The organism is Caulobacter sp. S45, assembly GCF_009765965.1.
GTDB lineage: Bacteria > Pseudomonadota > Alphaproteobacteria > Caulobacterales > Caulobacteraceae > CAHJWH01.
This window is the reverse complement of the sequence record NZ_LMUL01000019.1, coordinates 38,516-55,522: the sequence shown is the minus strand read 5'-3', so window position 1 is coordinate 55,522 and position 17,007 is coordinate 38,516. Positions and strand designations below refer to the sequence as shown.

At 67.6% G+C, this 17,007-nt stretch carries 12 protein-coding genes and 1 pseudogene; 1 reads left to right on the top strand and 12 read right to left on the bottom strand.

All coding sequences use genetic code 11. The annotated features are described in order from the left end of the window. The 11 genes and pseudogenes from GSQ87_RS22230 to GSQ87_RS22180 all read right to left on the bottom strand — a co-directional run. Positions 1 to 550: pseudogene (locus tag GSQ87_RS22230) on the bottom strand (hypothetical protein); the annotation flags it as partial. Further along, complete coding sequence (locus GSQ87_RS22225; protein WP_158918895.1) at positions 547 to 2,688, bottom strand: DUF4175 family protein; 2,142 nt, start codon at positions 2,686 to 2,688, stop codon at positions 547 to 549. The gene GSQ87_RS22225 and the pseudogene GSQ87_RS22230, both read right to left, overlap by 4 nt. Then, the gene (locus tag GSQ87_RS22220; RefSeq protein ID WP_158918893.1) at positions 2,685 to 3,845 is read right to left on the bottom strand and encodes a BatA domain-containing protein; all 1,161 of its coding nucleotides are present in this window, start codon (positions 3,843 to 3,845) and stop codon (positions 2,685 to 2,687) included. Before GSQ87_RS22220 ends, GSQ87_RS22225 begins: the two co-directional genes overlap by 4 nt. Next, on the bottom strand, positions 3,842 to 4,693 hold the full coding sequence (locus GSQ87_RS22215; RefSeq protein ID WP_254063211.1) for a DUF58 domain-containing protein: 852 nt from the start codon (positions 4,691 to 4,693) through the stop codon (positions 3,842 to 3,844). Before GSQ87_RS22215 ends, GSQ87_RS22220 begins: the two co-directional genes overlap by 4 nt. Before the next feature lie 47 nt (positions 4,694 to 4,740). Beyond that, positions 4,741 to 5,745 carry a MoxR family ATPase gene (locus tag GSQ87_RS22210; RefSeq protein WP_158918889.1) on the bottom strand — a complete coding sequence of 335 codons (1,005 nt, stop codon included), beginning with the start codon at positions 5,743 to 5,745 and terminating at the stop codon, positions 4,741 to 4,743. Continuing rightward, entirely contained in the window at positions 5,742 to 6,500 is a 759-nt protein-coding gene (locus tag GSQ87_RS22205; RefSeq protein WP_158918887.1) for a DUF4159 domain-containing protein, read from the bottom strand. Before GSQ87_RS22205 ends, GSQ87_RS22210 begins: the two co-directional genes overlap by 4 nt. Before the next feature lie 5 nt (positions 6,501 to 6,505). Next, positions 6,506 to 7,894, bottom strand: coding sequence for a TldD/PmbA family protein (locus tag GSQ87_RS22200; RefSeq protein ID WP_158918885.1), 1,389 nt, complete (start codon positions 7,892 to 7,894; stop codon positions 6,506 to 6,508). A 25-nt stretch (positions 7,895 to 7,919) separates the two neighbouring features. Further along, positions 7,920 to 9,554, bottom strand: coding sequence for a TldD/PmbA family protein (locus GSQ87_RS22195; RefSeq protein ID WP_158918883.1), 1,635 nt, complete (start codon positions 9,552 to 9,554; stop codon positions 7,920 to 7,922). A gap of 713 nt (positions 9,555 to 10,267) precedes the next feature. Next, positions 10,268 to 11,827: an efflux transporter outer membrane subunit gene (locus GSQ87_RS22190; protein ID WP_158918881.1), complete on the bottom strand. Its 1,560-nt coding sequence runs from the start codon at positions 11,825 to 11,827 to the stop codon at positions 10,268 to 10,270. Beyond that, a complete protein-coding gene (locus GSQ87_RS22185) occupies positions 11,827 to 13,362 on the bottom strand; it encodes a DHA2 family efflux MFS transporter permease subunit (RefSeq protein WP_158918879.1) in 1,536 nt (511 codons plus the stop codon). The genes GSQ87_RS22190 and GSQ87_RS22185 overlap by 1 nt, the downstream gene beginning before the upstream one ends. Further along, complete coding sequence (locus GSQ87_RS22180; RefSeq protein WP_216839546.1) at positions 13,362 to 14,528, bottom strand: HlyD family secretion protein; 1,167 nt, start codon at positions 14,526 to 14,528, stop codon at positions 13,362 to 13,364. The genes GSQ87_RS22185 and GSQ87_RS22180 overlap by 1 nt, the downstream gene beginning before the upstream one ends. A 128-nt stretch (positions 14,529 to 14,656) precedes the next feature. Here GSQ87_RS22180 and GSQ87_RS22175 point away from each other — a divergent pair, with 128 nt between their 5' ends. Further along, on the top strand, positions 14,657 to 15,598 hold the full coding sequence (locus GSQ87_RS22175; protein WP_158918877.1) for a LysR family transcriptional regulator: 942 nt from the start codon (positions 14,657 to 14,659) through the stop codon (positions 15,596 to 15,598). Between the two features lie 76 nt (positions 15,599 to 15,674). On the opposite strand, the gene GSQ87_RS22170 is transcribed toward GSQ87_RS22175, so the two are convergent. After that, on the bottom strand, positions 15,675 to 16,952 hold the full coding sequence (locus GSQ87_RS22170) for a mechanosensitive ion channel family protein (RefSeq protein ID WP_158918875.1): 1,278 nt from the start codon (positions 16,950 to 16,952) through the stop codon (positions 15,675 to 15,677). Positions 16,953 to 17,007: the final 55 nt, after the last annotated feature.

Genomic DNA, 17,007 nt, shown 5'->3' with positions numbered 1-17,007 from the left:
CCGTCCCGCCGTTCACACCATTGACCCGGCCTGTGGCGGTGAAGCCCGCGCCTGGAGCCAAGGTGGCGGGGGGATAGAGCTCGGCCAGCCCTATGGACGTCGGCGCGGGGTCGAACACCACGGCGCGGCCCTGAGCGGCGGGGCGGTCGCGCGGCTCCAGCCCCTGGCCCAGCACGTGCAGCCGGGCGACCTCGGGATGGCGGCGCAGCGCGGTGGCGAGGTCCGGGGCGGCCTCGCCCCCCAGGCCCGCGGGGGCCTCGGGCAGGACGATCAGCCGCTCGCCCGCGATGGTCAGGCGTCGGGGCGCGTCGCGGGTGGCGATGCTCAGGGTCCCGGCCCCGGCCCCCGCCATCCGCGGCGGGAACAGGGTGAGGTAGAGCAACACGACCAGCAGCGGTTGGGCCGCCAGCAACAGGACCAGGCGCCAGGGGGCCGCGCGCTCTGCTTTCGGCGCGCGCCTCCACCACAGCGTGAGGCGAACGCAGGCGGCCAAGGCGATGGCGGCCAGGGCCAGCCCTACCCACAGCCCGAGGGATGGCGAGACGCTCATCGCGCCGCCTCGCGGCCCAGCGCTTCCAGATAGCGGCGTCCCGCGGCGTCGGCCTCGGGGCGGCGCGCCACGTGCGGGGACGGTGGCTTTAGCGCGGTCCAGACCAGGCCGCGCAAGCTCGCGCGGCAAGCGGCGCAGCCGGGGTCGCGGCGCACCGCGTCGATGGCCGCGGCGAAGGCCAGGGGATCGACACCGTGGCTCGCATCCGTGCGCAGCCAGGCTTCGAGGCTGGTCAGCACCGGGGCCGGGTCGGTGGCGCCGCCCTCGGCCAGGGCGCGCCAGGCGGCGGCGGGAACCGGGTCGGGGGTGTCGGCGGGGGCCAGCTCCAGGGCGCCGTGCTCCAGCCCCTCGCGCTTGCCCGTCAGGCGGCGCGACTCGTCGATGGGCGGGGTCTGGCTGCTGGCGTGGGGCATATAGACCCGCTCGGCCTGCTGCGCCTCCTTGAGGAAGGTCAGGGCCTTTTCCGCGAAGGGGAGGGCGCCGGCGGGATCCCCCTGGCGCAGGTGCGTCTCGGCCTGGAACATCTGGTCCACTGACAGCTTCAGCTTGCCCTGCCTGCCGGGGTCGACCGCCGAGCCCTCGGTCTCGTCATGGGCGTGGCCATAGGCGTGCAGCACATCCACCTCGCCGCCGAAGCCGGAGATCGCGGCGGCCGGGGCGGCAGGCGTTTCCGCGTCGGCGGTGGGCAGGGACGGCTTGGCGGGCGCGGCGGATTTGGCTGCAGGCGCGTCGTCGTCATCGGCGGTGGGCATGGCGTTTTCCGCCTTCTCCTTCTCGCCGCCCAGGAACTGGCTGTAGCGCAGGCGCAGCCCCTGCTGGTCGGCCCCTAGCGAGTCCGAACGAGCCAGGAAGCGGTCGGCGGTCAGGCCGCGGCGATCCTTCAGGAGCTGCTGGGCGTCGATGATGACCTGGCGCTCGCTGCGCAGATAGGCGGGCAGCACCTTCTTCACCGACGCGTCCAGCCCTTCGCCCATGGTCTCCACCTTTGCGGGCCAGCGTAGGATCAGGCTGGGGCTGGCGGTGGTCTGGGGGGCGGGCGCGCGGTTATCGGTCGCCATCAGCTGCACCACCAGGTCGCCCCCCTGCTGGAAGCCCAGGCTGGCGAAATCCATCGAGGCGGTGAAATGACGTCGCCGCCCGGTCCCGTCGCCATGCAAGACCAGGGTGCGCTCGCGGAACTTGACCTGCTCGCCCTCGCCCTCGGCGAAGGTCAGGTGCAGGCTGGCCTCGGGGGCGACGCCATAGTCGTCGGTCACCTCGAACTCCACCGACCAAGTCTTCTGCCCCGGCGTCACCAGAGTCAGGCCCTGGGCCGGGCGCAGCACCTTCACCTGGGGTGGAGCGTCGGGGAGGGCGTCAAGCCGGTGCAGTGGCGCGGTGGCGGGGGCGCCCTGCGGAACCACGCGATAGAGCAGCGAGCGGTCCAGCGTTAGGCCCGCGTTCCAGTCCTGGCCTGCGGGCTTCAGCCCCAGGGCTTGGCCCTGTACCACAGACAGCTCGGCGCCGGTGGGTTGGGGGGCGAAGCGCAGGTTCCATTCCAGCCGCGAACCCTGCGGGATCTGGCCGTCCAGGCCGGTCAGATCGCGTGGGCGCAGGCCGGTATAGGCTGGAGGGATCACGCGCAGTCTCTGCCCGACCAGGTGAGGAACTCCGGGAGGCGAGGCCGCGCCCTCATGAGCGGGGGCCAGGGCGCCGGCGTGCGGCCACAGCATCAGGCCTAGCAGCACCAGCGCGCCCACGGCCCAGGCGACGGCGATGCGGCGCACCGACCAGGTCGGGCGCAGGTCGGGCGCGGCCGCCGCCAGCCGGCTCTGCACCCGGTCGTATTGCAGCCGCTGCAGCGGAGCCAGGCCGGCGCGGTCGGCGGCCAGCAGGTCGCTGCTGTCCTCCAGCTCGGGCCGCATCCCGTCCAGGCGCCGCACGGTCCAGGCGCGGTCGAAGCGGCGGGCGCGCATCAACGCTGCGACCACCAGGGCCGCCACGCCGACCACGACGCCGCCGAGGGCGGCGGGAGCGCCTGCCAGTCGCCATGCGGCTCCGGCGGCCAGCAGCGCCAGGGGCGCGCCGGCCAGGGCGTCGTCCAGGCCACTGCGCTGGCGCGCCTGGTTGGTCCAGCGATCTATTAGGGTGACGCTCATGGCGTCCGGTTCCGCTGCCGCCGGGTGGCGAGCCAGCGTTCCAGAGCGAACAGGGCGGCGGCGACCAGGGCCAGGACGGGGGTCAGGTCCCGGGCCGCGGGGGCGCCGGCGCGGGCGCCGACTAGAGGATGATGGTCGCGCGCCTCGACCCTTGCTGGCGGCGGCGGATCGGCCATCAGCGCGGCCAGCCGCGTGGGGAAGTCGGGCTGCAGCAACTCGGGCGTGGTCTCGGAGTCGAGCGGCCGGGTGAAGCGCCGCCAGCGCCCGCGGCGCAGGCCGCCGCCTTCGACCAGGGATAGACCCTGGCCGTCACGCCACAGGGGCGTGGCGGCCCCCAGACCGTCGATTGAGGCCTCGGCCGGCAGCAGCAGCACCGCGCCCTGGGCCAGGCGGTCGCGCACGGCGGCGGGGATGGGGCCAGGGGCCAGCCACGCGATGGCGCGGACGCCTTCGGGCAGGGGCTCGCTCAACGGGCCAGCGTCTGGCGCGGAGGCGGCTGGCGAACGCGCCCAGGCCGCGGCGGCGGCGCGCAGATAGCGGGCGCCGGCCGCGAAGTCCGAGGCGGAGCGGATGACGAGGGTGGGCGGGGCAGCGTGCGCCGCGGGCTTGGCGGGGGCGGGGGTCGCGCCGGGCAGAACGCGCCAGTCCACCGCGCGCGATAGTCGAGGCCGCTCAGCGTCCACCCCCTGCAGCACCGCCGGGACCGCCACGGTCAGGGTCGCGCCGCGCGGCAGGCCTGCATCGAGTTCGCGCAGCAGGCTGGAGATCGGCGCCGCGCCGATAGGAGCCGGCCGCCCCAGGTCGGGAAGCCCCGGCGCCAGCCAGCGTGCCCGCGCGCCTTTCGGTGCCAGCGCCCTCGCCGCCGCCGGATCCACCCCTGGCGCGACCGCCAGCCAAGCCTGGGCGCCGCTCTCACCCCAGAGCACTGGGCGCGCCAGCACCAGGGCCAGCACGGCTAGCAGCACCAGGCGCGCCGCCAGCAGCGCCCGCTCGTCCAGGCGGGGTCGTCGCTGGGGCTTGGGCCGGGGCTCCAGCCAGCGCAAAGCGGCGAAGTCGATGGGCCGCTGGGTGTCGCGCCGCGCCAAGTGGATCAGCAGCGGCAGCAGCAGCGCCGACAGCGCCGCCAGCCCCAGGGGCGCCAGCAGGGCCGCGCTCACGCCTTGCCCCCGAACAGTTGGCGCAGCGGCTGGTCCAGCGGCTCGTCCAGTACATATTCAACATGGCGCACGCCGCGGGTGTCGAGCTCGGCCCCAATCTGTGCCTGCGCCTCGCCGAAGCGGCGCAGGAAGTCGGCGCGCAGCGAGGCGCCGTCGCCGGGCAGCTCATCTCCTGTCTCGGGATCGCGGAAACGGTGGCCGCCCTGGAAGGGGAAGTCGCGCTCCTCCACCGTCAGCAGACGGATGGCCAGCACCTCGCGTCCCGCCGCCGCCAGCCGCCCGACCAGATCGACGCTCTGAGGATCGAAGCCGTCGCTCAGCAGCACCACCAGGTCGTGAGCGCCGATACGGTCCCAGAGCGGCGCCCAGCGCGGCGGGGGTGGGAAGCCGCCCGCCGCATGCACTGTGGCCATCTCCAGCCACAGCCGGTCGCGCTGGCGGCCGCCAGCGCCCGGGGCCAGCAGGTGCGGGCGGTCGCCGGCCAGGGTCACCCAGCCGAAACGGTCGCCGCCGGCCAGGGCCATCTCCGCCAGCCCCGCGGCCAGGGCCTTGGCCGCGTCCAGCCGCGACCAGTCCGGGCGCGCGGCGTCGGCCTGGCCCATCGAACCGCTGGCGTCCAGCAGGATCCACAGGGTCAGGGGGCTCTCACGCTCGGCCTCGCGCACGAACACCTTGTCGGAGCGCGCATAGAGCTTCCAGTCGACCATGCGCGGCTCGTCGCCCGGCGCATAGGCGCGGTGCTGGGCGAATTCGAGCCCCGTGCCGCGGTTGCGGCTGGAGTGAACCCCGGAGGCGGAGCCGGCCGCACGGCGGGCGCGCAGCTTCAGCCCCCGAAGCCGGTGGCGCACCTCAGGCGGCAGTAAGGGTGGAGGCCCCGAGGGCGGCATGCGCCCGTCTATGCGCCGGGGGGCGAGGTGGCGCGCAGCACCGCGGCGATCACCTCGTCGGCGCTGCGCCCTTCCGCCTCGGCGGCGAAGGCCAGCAGCAGGCGGTGGCGGATCACCGGCGGGGCGAGCGCTGCGATGTCCTCGCGCGTGGCCGCCAGCCGGCCGCGAAGCAGGGCGCGCGCCTTGGCGGCCAGCACCAGCGACTGGCCCGCGCGCGGGCCTGCGCCGAAGCGCACATAGGTGGCGACCTCGGCCGGCGCGGCCGCATCGCCGGGGCGGGTGGCGCGCACCAGTCGGGTGATCCAGGCCAGCAGGTCGGGCGACAGGTGCACCTGACGCACCATGGCCTGCAGCGCCAGCACCTCCTCGGCGCCCATGACGCGTGGCGGGTCGCCCACGGGCGCGCCGGTGGTCTGGGCCAGGATGGCGCGCTCCTCGAGCTCGGTGGGATAGTCCACCCGGACGTGCAGCAGGAAGCGGTCGAGCTGGGCCTCGGGCAGGGGATAGGTGCCCGCCTGTTCCAGTGGGTTCTGCGTGGCCAGCACGAAGAAGGGGCGGGGCAATTGGTGGGTGACGCCGGCGAAGCTGACCGTGCGCTCCTGCATGGCCTCCAGGAGCGCCGCCTGGGTCTTGGGCGGGGTGCGGTTCAGCTCGTCGGCCAGCAGCAAGCTGGTGAAGACCGGGCCGGGTTGGAAGCGGAAGCTGCGGTGGCCCGTGCCATGGTCCTCTTCCAGGATCTCGGCGCCCAGGATGTCGCCCGGCATCAGGTCGGGCGTGAACTGCACGCGGCGGAAGGGCAGGTCCAGCACCTGGCCCAGCGAGCGTACCAGCAGGGTCTTGCCCAGGCCCGGCACGCCCTCCATCAGCACGTGGCCGCCGGCCAAGAGCCCGATCAAGAGCTGCTCGACTACCGCCTCCTGCCCGACGATGGCCTGGGCCAACGCCTGGCGCAGCGTATCCATCCGCTGGAGCTGCGCCTGCACCTGGCCTTCGGTGATCTCTATGACGCTCATGAGGTCAATGCATACATGACGATGTTCACCCCGAACTTGGTGTTGTCTTCGGCCAGGAAACGCTTGTTGTGCCAGTCGTAGTCCCACTCGCAGCCGTAGTCCTTGTTGCTGTAGAGCACGCCAAGGCGGCCGTTGATGTCGATGCCCTTGATGTAGTCGTGCACCAGGTCGTCGCCCCAGCCGTTCAGCTCCAGCCCGGTGGGCGGCGGCCCGGCGAACTTGAAGAAACGACGAAAGATTGGGTGGGTCTTGGGTAGCGGCTTCAGCGCCCGAGAGCCGAAGATCGAAGACATTTGCTTTTCGAACGACTTGGCGAACAGGCCGTCGATATCGTGGTTGCAGTCGTCGACGAATACGAAGCCGCCGCTCCGGACGTAGCGCTCGAAGTTGCGCCGCTCCGCCGCGTTGAATTCCACCAGCTTGTGCCCGGTCAGATAGCAGAAAGGTGCGGTCAGCATGCGCGGATCGGCGAGGGGCAGCACATGTTCCTTCGGATCGACGCGTAGGTTGGTGTAGTCGATCAGCGAGGTGATGATGTTGCTGGGCATCTTCTGGTCCAGGTCCCAGTCACCCGAGTCGTAGCGCAGCCGCGTGAACCAGAAGTCGTAGGCGCCGCTGCCCGAAGCGACGGGCGCTCTCGCCGCCGTCTTGAGCGGACTGGCGGCGCTTGCCCGGCCCGCAAGCGCGGTGACGCCAAGCGCCGCCAGGCCGCGCAGGAAACTTGCGCGATCCACATCGGATACAGGAGACGACATGCGGCTCAGATGGCGTCTGACAGCGAGGAGAAGGTGAAGTCGCGCACCTTCATGGGCGGCACCAACATCACCCTGCGTCCGAGCGCACCGCCGACGCCGGGGCCGCCGCCGCGGCGGCCGCCACCGCCACCGCCGCCCTCGCCGACGATCCGCACGGGCCGGCCCATCTCTTCCACATTGTTGAGCATGATCACGGGCGACTCGTTGAAACGGAAGTTCTTGATCGGATACTTGATCACGCCGTTCTCGATATAGAAGGTGCCGTCACGGGTCAGGCCGGTCAGCAGCACGGTCTGGGGATCGACCATGCGGATGTACCATAGGCGGGTGACCAGGATGCCGCGCTCGGTGCTGCGGATCATGTCGGCGGTGGACTTGGCGCCGCCCGACATGATCAGGTTGCCCGGGCGGGCGACAGTCGCCTTGCCCTGCTTCTGCGCCCAGTAGGCGCTGTATTCCAGGTTCATCACCTTGCCGTTTTCCACCAGCGGCAGGCGGGCGCGGGGCAGGTAGTCGTCGTCCCAGGGCAGGACCGCAGCCTCGGGATGAGTTGGGTCGGAGAACAGCGTCACCTGCGGGCCGAAAACCTGCTCGCCCACCTTGGTTCCCCCGCCCTTCTTCGACAGGAAGCTGCGCCCCTCGTCCGCCTGGCGCGCGTTGAACAGGTTCAGCATGGGCCCGAGCATGCCCTCGACGGCGGCGGGCTCCAGGATCACCGTATACTTGCCGGGTTCGAGCGCCTTGGTATCGCTGGAGGCTGCGGCCTTGCGGATGGCCGTGCGCACCTCGGCGCCCGTGTTGAGACTAGTGGAGTCCTGGAGATTACGGGCCACCCAGCCCGAGCCATGGCCATCCTCGGTGCGCGCCGTGCAGGAGTAGTCGAGCATGGTGGAGCGCTGGTAGCCGGTGGCGCCTCGGCTGTTGGCGAAGGCTTCGAAGCCCTGGGCGTCCTCCAGATAGCCCGCTGCGGTCAGCTTGGCGGTCTTGCAGGCGGCGATCGAGTCCGCGGCCACCTGGGCGCGATAGTCCGGGGTGATGGCGGCGGTGGCCTCGCTGAAGGTCTGGGTGGCCAGATAGGTCTGCTGGCCCACGGCGGGCGAGAATTCCGGGCTTTCGGGCGCCAGGTGCGCCAGCTCCTCGGCGCGCCGCACGGTCCGCTCCAAAGCGGCGTCGTCAAAGGCGTTGACGGTGGCGGTGCCCAGCCGCTTGCCGAACGCCACCTCCACCACCAGCGAGGTGTTCTCGACGATGCCGCTGGTAGTCAGGTTGTTCAGGGCGAAGCGGGCGTTGCCTGTGACCGTGCCGGTAAGGCTGGCGGTGCACTCGTCGGCCTTGGACAGGGTGACGACCTTGCTGACGATCGTACGGGCTCGGTCTTCGGTGAAGATGCTCATGCTCGATCTCTGGTCCTGGCGCGCGTCAGCCGAGCGAGCGGGCGGTGTTGATGATGTTGACGCCGTTGAACCGCGCTGTCGACGAGCCGTGCGAGACGGCGGAAATCTGGGTGGGCTGGCCCTTGCCGTCGAAGAAGGAGCCGCCAAGGCGATAGTCACTGGCGTCGCACACGCCAACACAGCTGTTCCAGAACTCCGGCGTGCGGATCTGGTAGGCGACGTCCTCGACCTGCTGGGTCACCTTGCCGTTCTTGATCTCGAAGAACAGCTGGCCACTGAACTGGCCGTTGTAGCGCTGCTGGTCGATCGAATAGGAACCATCGCCGACGATATAGACCCCGTTCTCGACGTCCTTGATCATATCGGCCGCCGACATCTTGGCCTTACCAGGTTCCAGCGAGATATTGGCCATGCGCTGGAACTGCACGCTGGACCAGGAGTCGGCGTAGCAGCAGCCATCGCTCTCGGTCTTGCCCAGGATGTGGGCTTGGTCGCGGATGGTCTGGAAATCGACCAGCACGCCGTCGCGAACGATGTCCCAGCGCTTGGTCTTGACGCCTTCGTCGTCGTAGGCGACCCCACCCAGGCTCCCCACCTGCACCTTGTCGGCCACGAGGTTGACGTGCTCGCTGCCGTACTTGAAGTGGTTGGCGCGCTTGTCCAGCGTCGCGAAGCTGGTGCCGGCGAAATTGGCCTCGTAGCCCAGCACCCGGTCGAGTTCCGTGGCGTGGCCCACCGACTCGTGAATGGTCAGCCACATATTGGTGGGGTCGAGAATCAGATCGTACTTGCCCGGTTTGAACGATGGGGCGGTCAGCTTGGCGCGCGCCTGCTTGGCCGCGGCGATCGCGTCTTCTTTCATGTCGTAGGTCTTGCCGTAGACGACCACCCCGCTGGGTAGGGTGATCTTGTCGCCAGGCGACCCGTCCAGATATTCGTACCCCATCCCTACCGGTGAGCTCAGGCCGGCGCGTGTGCGGAACTTGCCGGCAGCCTTGTCGACGCAGCTCACGTTCAGAGGCGCCCAGAGCCGGAAGACGTTCTGGTCGATGTAGGAACCGTCGGTGCTGGCGAAGTACTTCTGCTCATTGATCGCAAAGAGCGTGGAGTTGACGAAGTTGGCGCCTGCGCCGAGCGCCGCGGAATTGACCTGGAGCAGCAGCTCCACCTTATCCTTGATCGGCACGTCGAAGGCATTTTTCTGGATCGGCGTGCGCCACGACACCTCGCCCACGCCCTTGACCGGAGCCAGTTGCACCGGCGCGGTCTGGTTGTGGCTGTTGGCCTGGGCGATGGCGACCGCCAGTTGCGCCATGTGGGCGAGGCTCTCCTCGGTCAGATCGTTGGTGGCCGCGAAGCCCCAGGCGCCGTTGGCGATCACGCGCACCCCGGCCCCGACGGACTCGGTGTTGACGACGTTCTCTACGTGGGTTTCGCGGGTGATGATGAACTGGCGCAGATAGCGGCCGATCCGCACGTCGCAATAGGTGGCCCCAGCCTTGGTGGCGGCGTTCAGCGCCGCATCCGCCAGCCGTTTCTTCAACCCCACCTCCATGGTGGAGCGCAGCTCTTCGGCATGCACCTCCCGTCCGGTGAAGCCCGGCAGCAGCATGCCTCCCGCCGTCAGGCCGCAGGCGGCCAGGAAATCACGTCTGTGCAAGGTCGGTCCCCCCGTCGGACTGCGCGAGCTTCAGCGCAGACGGACCTTCGCGACGCCGGACCAAGCGGTCAAGCTTCGCCCCCCCGGCCGGGCCAAGCTCGCGATTCCAGTGGCCCGGCGCCGTCGGGATGGGCGATCGCGCCGGCGAAAAGGCGCTTTCGTATACAATCCGCCTTATTGTATTCCAGACACTTCAGGCGATGGGTGCCGACGGCGGCGCTCTTGCCAGGCAACCTCAGACCGTCGCGGCCTTAGGCATCTCCCTGAATAGGGTCGTCACCGCGTTGATCGCCTCGCTCCCACAGCTTTGTAGGGCACTGGCAAACCAAACTACCGGAAGCCGCTGTTCACGCCTTTTTAGGGCGGATGGATCAGAATTGCAGGGTCCGTCGCCCGCATACCCCCTTGTTCTGCAACGGAATGCGATGACGGCTGCCTCCAAACAGGAATCAGCCGAGGCGGAGCTAGACCCGGAACATTTGCGCTGACAATGCCCCGTATCGGATTGGGGGCCCCGACGCTCGTGGGGGAGAAGCGTCGGGGCGCCCTCCCGGCGCTCGGGGTGGCGGGCGCCGGGGCGACCCGTTCGTGTTCAGAGTTGGGGCGAGTGAACGACGAACAGGGATGGTATTGGTCTTCTGGGCGGCTGGATGCGTACGACTGCGGCGCCGCGATCACCGGGAAGTCGTTCAGACGCTGTCGTTGCACAGGGCTCACTGGCTGTTCCTTTCGCCAGCGCGAGTGTTGTCGGCCACCGCCAGGCTGGCGTCCCACCAGCCTCCACCCATGGCCACCAGCAACTGTGTCGTATCCTGGTAGCGCTGAGCCTCAGCGCGGGCATAGCCGAGCAACGCCTGCTGTTGTTGCCGCTGAGCGTCGAGCAATCCGAGCAGGCCGGAGCCGCCGCCGACATAGTTGATGTGCTGCAGGCGCACAGACTCGGACGCCAGATTCAGCGCGTGCTGCTGGGCAGCCAGGAGGTCCGCATCGTGGGTGAGCGCCTGCAGAATATCGGCGACCTGACCGAAGGAGAGCAGCACCGTCTGTTGATAGTCAGCAGCGGACGCCTTAAAATCCGCAAGGGCCGTGCGGCGTTCAGCCTGCCGCGTGCCGCCATCAAAGACAGGTTGGGTGAGGCCGCCCGCTATGCTCCACACGAGGCCGGCCGGGCTGAACAGGTTTCCGCCGTTCAGCGATGAGGCGCTTATTCCCGCTGAGAGGGTGATGCTGGGATAGAGCTGCGCTGTCGCGATGCCGATCCGTGCGCTAGAGGCATGAAGCTGCGCTTCGGCCGCCTGAATGTCAGGGCGTTGGTGGACAAGGTCCGACGGCAGGCTGATCGGTAGTTCGCCCGGCAGGATCAACGTAGTCAAATCAAAGTCCGGCGGCGACCAATCGCCCGGCGCGCGGCCAGTGAGAACCGCCAAAGCGTGTTTAGCCGCGCTTAGTTGCTGATCAAGTCCGGGCCGCAGTGTCTCGTCGGCGGCAAGCTGGCTTTCAGCGGTGACCACGTCGCTATCCGGTATGGTTCCGGCTTGGCGCTCTTTGCGCACGAGGTCCAGGTTCTGCCGATCGATTTCAAGGATCTCGGCGACGGCCTTGAGCTGCGCGCGGACCGCGGCGACTCGGATCGCCTGGGTGACGGCGTTGCCGGTCAGGGTCAAATACGCAGCATCGAGTTGGTCGCGCTGAAAATCCGCAAGCGCCGATTGCTGCTCGATGCGACGACGGGTCCCCCCAAAGAAATCGGGGGTGTAGCTCACATTGGGGCCGATCTGGAAGAAGTCGAAATTCGGCGGGAGGGGCGCCTGGGCGGCTGTTAGTCCAAAGGACGCAGCGCTCTGCTTCTCCCTGGCGGCTTCCGCACTGAGGCTGACCTGTGGGTAAAGGGCGCCGGTGGCGGCATTTATCTCCTCGCGCGCCGCCAAAAGCCTGGCCTTGGCGGCATCAAGCGTGGGGCTACCCGCGATGGCCTGTTTCACCAACCCATCGAGGTCCGGCGACTGGAACAATCTCCACCAGTCCGCGGTCACTTTTTCGCCAAGCGCGATGGTCTGTTTCGGCGCCGAGGGCCCTGGATTGGCTTCAGCCACTGTTCGCTCGCCCGGTGCGGTATAGCCCGCGGTTGACGGCGCCGCCGGCGGCTTGAAATTCGGTCCGACCGTGGTGCAACCGGCCGCCGCCATGACGAGCGCGGCGGCAATGAACGGGCCGCCGCGACCGCATCTGGCCGCACCCGCGGAACCGGCCCGGCTGGACTTGTCTCGCCTCATCATTCCATCACCATCGTATGGTCGGAGCCGCCAGCTTTGGCCGGCTTCTTGAAGACGAGGAGCAGCGGGATCACGCAGATCGTCGCGATCATCAGCAGCTTGTAGTCGTCGACATAGGCTATGATCTGGGCTTGCCGCGTGATCACGGCGTCGAGCGCGGCGCGCCCAGTGGCGGCGACCGGGTTCCAAAACTTGGCGATCGTCGGCTCTTCAAACACTCGGTTGGTGGCGGTGACAGATTTCGAAATGGCGGCGTGATTTATCTGGGTGTTCCGGGTCAGCAGGGTGTTCACGACCGAGATGCCGACGCTCGAGCCGATATTGCGCGCCAGGGTGTAAAATCCTGCGCCTGCCGCTCGCGTCTCGGCTGGCAGCGTCGCCAAAGTCGCCACGCTCAGCGGCACGAAAAGAAAACCGAGGCCGATACCCTGGATCACTCCGACCCCGATGATGGTCGTTCGCGAAACATCGGGTGTCCAGCCGGTCATTGCATAGAACGACCAAGAGGTGAGTCCCAGCCCGATGGCGAGCAGGACGCGCGTATCAACCCGCCCAACCAACCGGCCGACCACCAGGAGGGTGCCCATCGTGCCGATGCCGCGAGGCCCGAGCACTAGGCCTGCGCTGACGATCGGATAGTTCATCAGGTTCTGCAGATACGGAGGCTGCAGCGCCAAGGACGCGTAATAGGTGAGGCCGACAATTACGGTGAACAGACAGCCGGCGGCGAAGTTGCGGTCTCGAAACAGCGAAGGCTTGATGAAGGGTTCCTTCGTGGTGAAGGTGTGGGCAAGAAACAGGTAAAGCGCCGAACAGGCGACTATGGCTTCGGTGACGATCTCGCCGGAGCTGAACCAGTCGAGTTCTTCGCCCCGGTCGAGCAGGATTTGCGCCGCGGCGATCGCGATGCCCAGGGTCCCAAACCCGAACCAGTCCAGCTTCGCGCGCGCATTTCCAACGGCGCTCGGCAGGAAGGCGCTCATGCCGAGGAAGGCGCCGATGCCGATGGGCAGGTTGATATAAAAGACGTAGCGCCAGCTAAAGGCGGAGGTCAGCCAGCCGCCGAGCACCGGTCCGAGGACCGGGCCGGCCATGACAGCGACGCTCCACAACGCGATCGCTGGGCCTTGGCGCTCTTTCGAGTTGATGTTCATCAGCACAGTTTGCGAGAGCGGAACCAGCGCCGCCCCGAACATGCCCTGCAGGAGTCGGAAGAGGACGATCTGAACCAGGGACTGCGCCAGGCCGCAGAGCATCGAGGCCACCGTGAAGCCGGCGACGGAGACGAGGAAGACACGTTTCAGCCCGAAGCGCCCGGCCAAGAATCCGGTGGTTGGCGTCATGATCGCCGCGGCCACGAGGTAGGAGGTCAGCACCCAACCGATCTGGTCCTGGGTCGCCGAGACGCTGCCCTGCATATACGGTAGGGCGACGTTGGCGATGGTCGTATCCAGCGCCTGCATGAGAGTCGCGAGGATCACGCAGATGGTAATTGCGGCGCGATTGACGCCGTCCGGCGCGCGGTCCTCGGACATCACCCCCTCCGCCCGGTGTGACCGAACAAGGCCGTAAGGAAGTGCGGCGGGCCGCGTCTGTGGCCGGTTTCGATCTCGACCTCGACACTCATCCCGGGACGAAGCGTCGGCAGGCTCTTGTCGCTTGTGTCGACGCGCACACGCATTGGGATGCGTTGCACCACCTTGACCCAGTTGCCGCTGCTGTTTTGCGCCGGCAGTAGCGAGAATTCCTGGGCCGCCGCTGGGCTGATGCTCTCGACCACACCGCGCCAACGGGCGTCGGGATAGGTATCCACCTTGATCGTGGCCCTCTGCCCGGCGCGCACATAGGTCAGTTCCGTCTCCTTGGGATTGGCGTCCACCCAGGCATGATCGGCTTCGACCAGATTGAAGGCGGTGGTCGACGCCGGGAGATACTTGCCGGGCGCGATCGAAGGCACATTGGTGGCGATGCCGGCGAACGGCGCCTTGACAACGGTGTGGGCAAGCTGGCGCGCCGCCTCGTCGCGCTGCGCCAGAGCATCGAGATAGCGTGGTTGCCGCTCAACCGGAATATTGGGGTCGCCGCTGAGGCTCGCCGCGATTGCGGTGAGCTGGTCATTGACGGAGGCTAACTTCTGCTGGGCGTTCTGCAGACCACGTTGCGCGGTGTCGAAGGTCGTCTGAGACGCGACGTGCGCATTCAGCAGGTCCTGTTGGCGGTGGAGTTGCGTTGAATAGTAGCCGACGTCGTACCGCGCTTGCTTGATCTGCGCCTGCATATCTTTGTAGTTGGCTTTGAGCACGTTCACGTCGTTTCGAACCGTGCCGACCTGCGCCTCGGCCCGCGCCAGCGCCAACTGAAATGGGAGGTCGTCGAGGCGATAGAGAACCTGGCCCGGCGCGACGTGTTGGTTCTCCGCGACGTCGACTTCTTTGACGACGCCCGAGACGTCGGTCGAGACGCCGACCTTGTCCGCCTCGATATAGGCGTCGTCCACGGACATCACCTTGCCGCCGGTGACATACACATACCCGCCAGCGATCAGAGTGAGCGGTAGTGCCGTAAACAGCGCCGGCCGCAGCCAACCCCGCCTCGCAGGCTGCGGCTTGTCCAGCAGATCGAGTTGTTTAATGGGATCATCGGAATTTTCTCGCGGAGCTTCGGTTCTTGCCGTCGAAGCCAAAGCGGTGTCGGAACTCAAAACGCTTCTCCCGATACCGGACACACAAACGCGTCTCGCGCCTGAATTCGTTCGGCAGAAACCTATTGACGGCGCTCCAAATTGAAAACCCTATATAAATTGCATTCCATAGTGAGGAAATTTCAGTAATGCAGCGGGACAATCTTGCTGATCTGACCGTGTTCGCGGCGATCGCCCAGCACCTGAGTTTCAAGGTCGCGGCGTCCCAGTTTGGCGTCACGCCATCGGCGCTAAGCCATTCCATGCGGCTGCTTGAGGAGCGTCTTGGCATGCGGTTGCTGAACCGTACGACGCGCAGCGTAGCGCTGACCGACGCGGGCCAGCGCCTCCTGGATCGTCTCCGCCCAGCGATGGATCAGATCGCCGACGCGTTGGAGGACTTGAACCAGGAACGAAGCCGGCCGTTTGGACGGCTGCGGATCCACGCGACCCACCTGGCGGCCGTGGCGGTGGTGACGCCGATCTGGCATCGCTTCCTGGCGGCCTATCCCGAGGTCCAGCTTGAGCTGAACGTTAGCGAGGCGCCCATCGACATCGTGGCGCAGGGGTTCGACGCCGGGATCGCGCCGCTGAACGGGGTGGCGACCGATATGATCGCCGTGCGCGTGTCGGGACCGTTGAAAATCGCGGTGGTCGGTGCGCCTTTCTATTTCGCCAAGCGCCATCCGCCGCGCACTCCGGATAATCTCGCCAGCCACCACTGCATTCAATATCGCCGGCAAGGCGATGGCCCCCTTCTGGAGTGGTCGTTCGAACGCGCCGGGAAGTCGCGAAAGGTCGCGGTGGACGGCCGCATCACCGTCAACGACATCAGGCTGGCCTCTCGCGCGGCCGTCGACGGGCTGGGGATCGCGTATCTGCTCGCGGCCCAGGCCCAACCCTATCTGCGTTCAGGACAGCTTGTCCGCGTATTGGAGGACTGGTCGCCAGCCTTCGAAGGTCTGGTTGTGTACTATCCCGGTCACCGCCAGGTGCCGGCGGCCTTGCGCGCGCTCATCGACATGATTCGGGCAGCCTGCGACCTGAACACGACGGGAAGCACCATCGAGAACCCCTTCGCCGTCGACTAAGTGGGTCGCGACCCTCGGCGCTCCCTCTCGCCAGGCTCAAGCGCCGTTCATAACGCAGGGGCCATGACCGCCGCCGTCAGTGGAGTGCGAACAGGCGCCGGATATTGGCGGCGACCCGGCTCGCCAGCCGCCCTTCCTGCGAGTCAGATTCGTGATGATGATCGAGCACCGTGCGGCGGGCCAGCCGCCGGCTCGCCAGGCTTTCACTCAGGTCCTCGGCCATGCTGGGGCGGGCCTGGACGAGCGGAGAAAGCGCATCCTTGGAGATCTCATAGATCACGACCTTGGTGAGCGCCGCGATCTGGCCGTTCATAGGCTCGCCGATGAGCAATCCGTTCTCACCGAAATAGTCTCCGCGCGCCAATCGGGTGACCTCGATCCTTTGGCCATTGTCCTCCGCTGAGGCGATCAGAACGCCGCGACTGACGATGTACAAGGATTGCAGGATCGCGCCGGTCCTTACGATGACATCACCGGGCTTGTAGTCCCTGGGCTGCATTTGCGACGCTAGCGAGGCTTTTTCCTCCGCCGTCAAGGTCGAGAAGAGGGCGATTCCCGCCAGCAGGCGTTCGATGGATCCCACCCCCCCTTTATCCTCAGGCGCGGCCGGCGCTGGCGCACCGGCCAAGCGGGCAGAGAATTTGGCTCCGGCAGCCGCGACCGCACGATGGACGCGGTCGAAAAGCTCATTCTGCGCTAGGTCGACGTCGCCGACGTCGCCGACCGAATAGGAGAGCTCGAAGTCGATCATCTCCGCGCTGAGATCCTGGATGGTGACGCTCGGCTCGGGCGTTCGCAGAATGTGCGCGCTACCGAGGAGCGCTTCCTTCAGCAAATTGCGGCCCGCGGCGGGCGTCAGCACAGGTTCCAGCTTCACACGGATGCTCGCGCCGTGGATCTTGGTCGGCGAACTGCAATTCACCAATTTGGACTTGGCGATGATGCTGTTGGGAACGATCGCCACATCCTGGCGTCCGATCAGGATGTGCGTCGCGCGCCAATTGGATTCAATCACCCTCCCTTGGACGGTGTCGTCGAGGATGATCCAGTCGCCCAATCGGTAGGGGCGCTCGATATTGAGTACAATGCCGGAGAAGACGTCGCCGAGCGAGCTTTGCAGCGCCAGGCCGATCACGATCGCCAGCACGCCCGATGTCGCGAGCAAGCCCTTCAGCGGCAGATCGAACACATAGGCGACAATCGCGAAGGTTGCGGCGAGGTAGATCAGCGCGGCCAGCAGATCCTGGACCAGTTTCGATTCGCGCGGATATCGCCCCAGCATCAGGAAAGCTCGCAGGGCCCCTACAGCCAGCCAAGCCCCGGCCAGCCACCAGACAACCTCGAGGCCGCCCACGAACAGTCGCCGGGATTCGTCGCCAGGGCTTTGTCAGCGCAAATTGACGGCCGGC

Coding starts and splice junctions, on each gene's coding strand:
- GSQ87_RS22225 (WP_158918895.1), bottom strand. CDS start 2,688: ATGAGCGTCACCCTAATAGATCGCTGGACCAACCAGGCGCGCCAGCGC.
- GSQ87_RS22210 (WP_158918889.1), bottom strand. CDS start 5,745: ATGAGCGTCATAGAGATCACCGAAGGCCAGGTGCAGGCGCAGCTCCAG.
- GSQ87_RS22205 (WP_158918887.1), bottom strand. CDS start 6,500: ATGTCGTCTCCTGTATCCGATGTGGATCGCGCAAGTTTCCTGCGCGGC.
- GSQ87_RS22200 (WP_158918885.1), bottom strand. CDS start 7,894: ATGAGCATCTTCACCGAAGACCGAGCCCGTACGATCGTCAGCAAGGTC.
- GSQ87_RS22190 (WP_158918881.1), bottom strand. CDS start 11,827: ATGAGGCGAGACAAGTCCAGCCGGGCCGGTTCCGCGGGTGCGGCCAGA.
- GSQ87_RS22185 (WP_158918879.1), bottom strand. CDS start 13,362: ATGTCCGAGGACCGCGCGCCGGACGGCGTCAATCGCGCCGCAATTACC.
- GSQ87_RS22175 (WP_158918877.1), top strand. CDS start 14,657: ATGCAGCGGGACAATCTTGCTGATCTGACCGTGTTCGCGGCGATCGCC.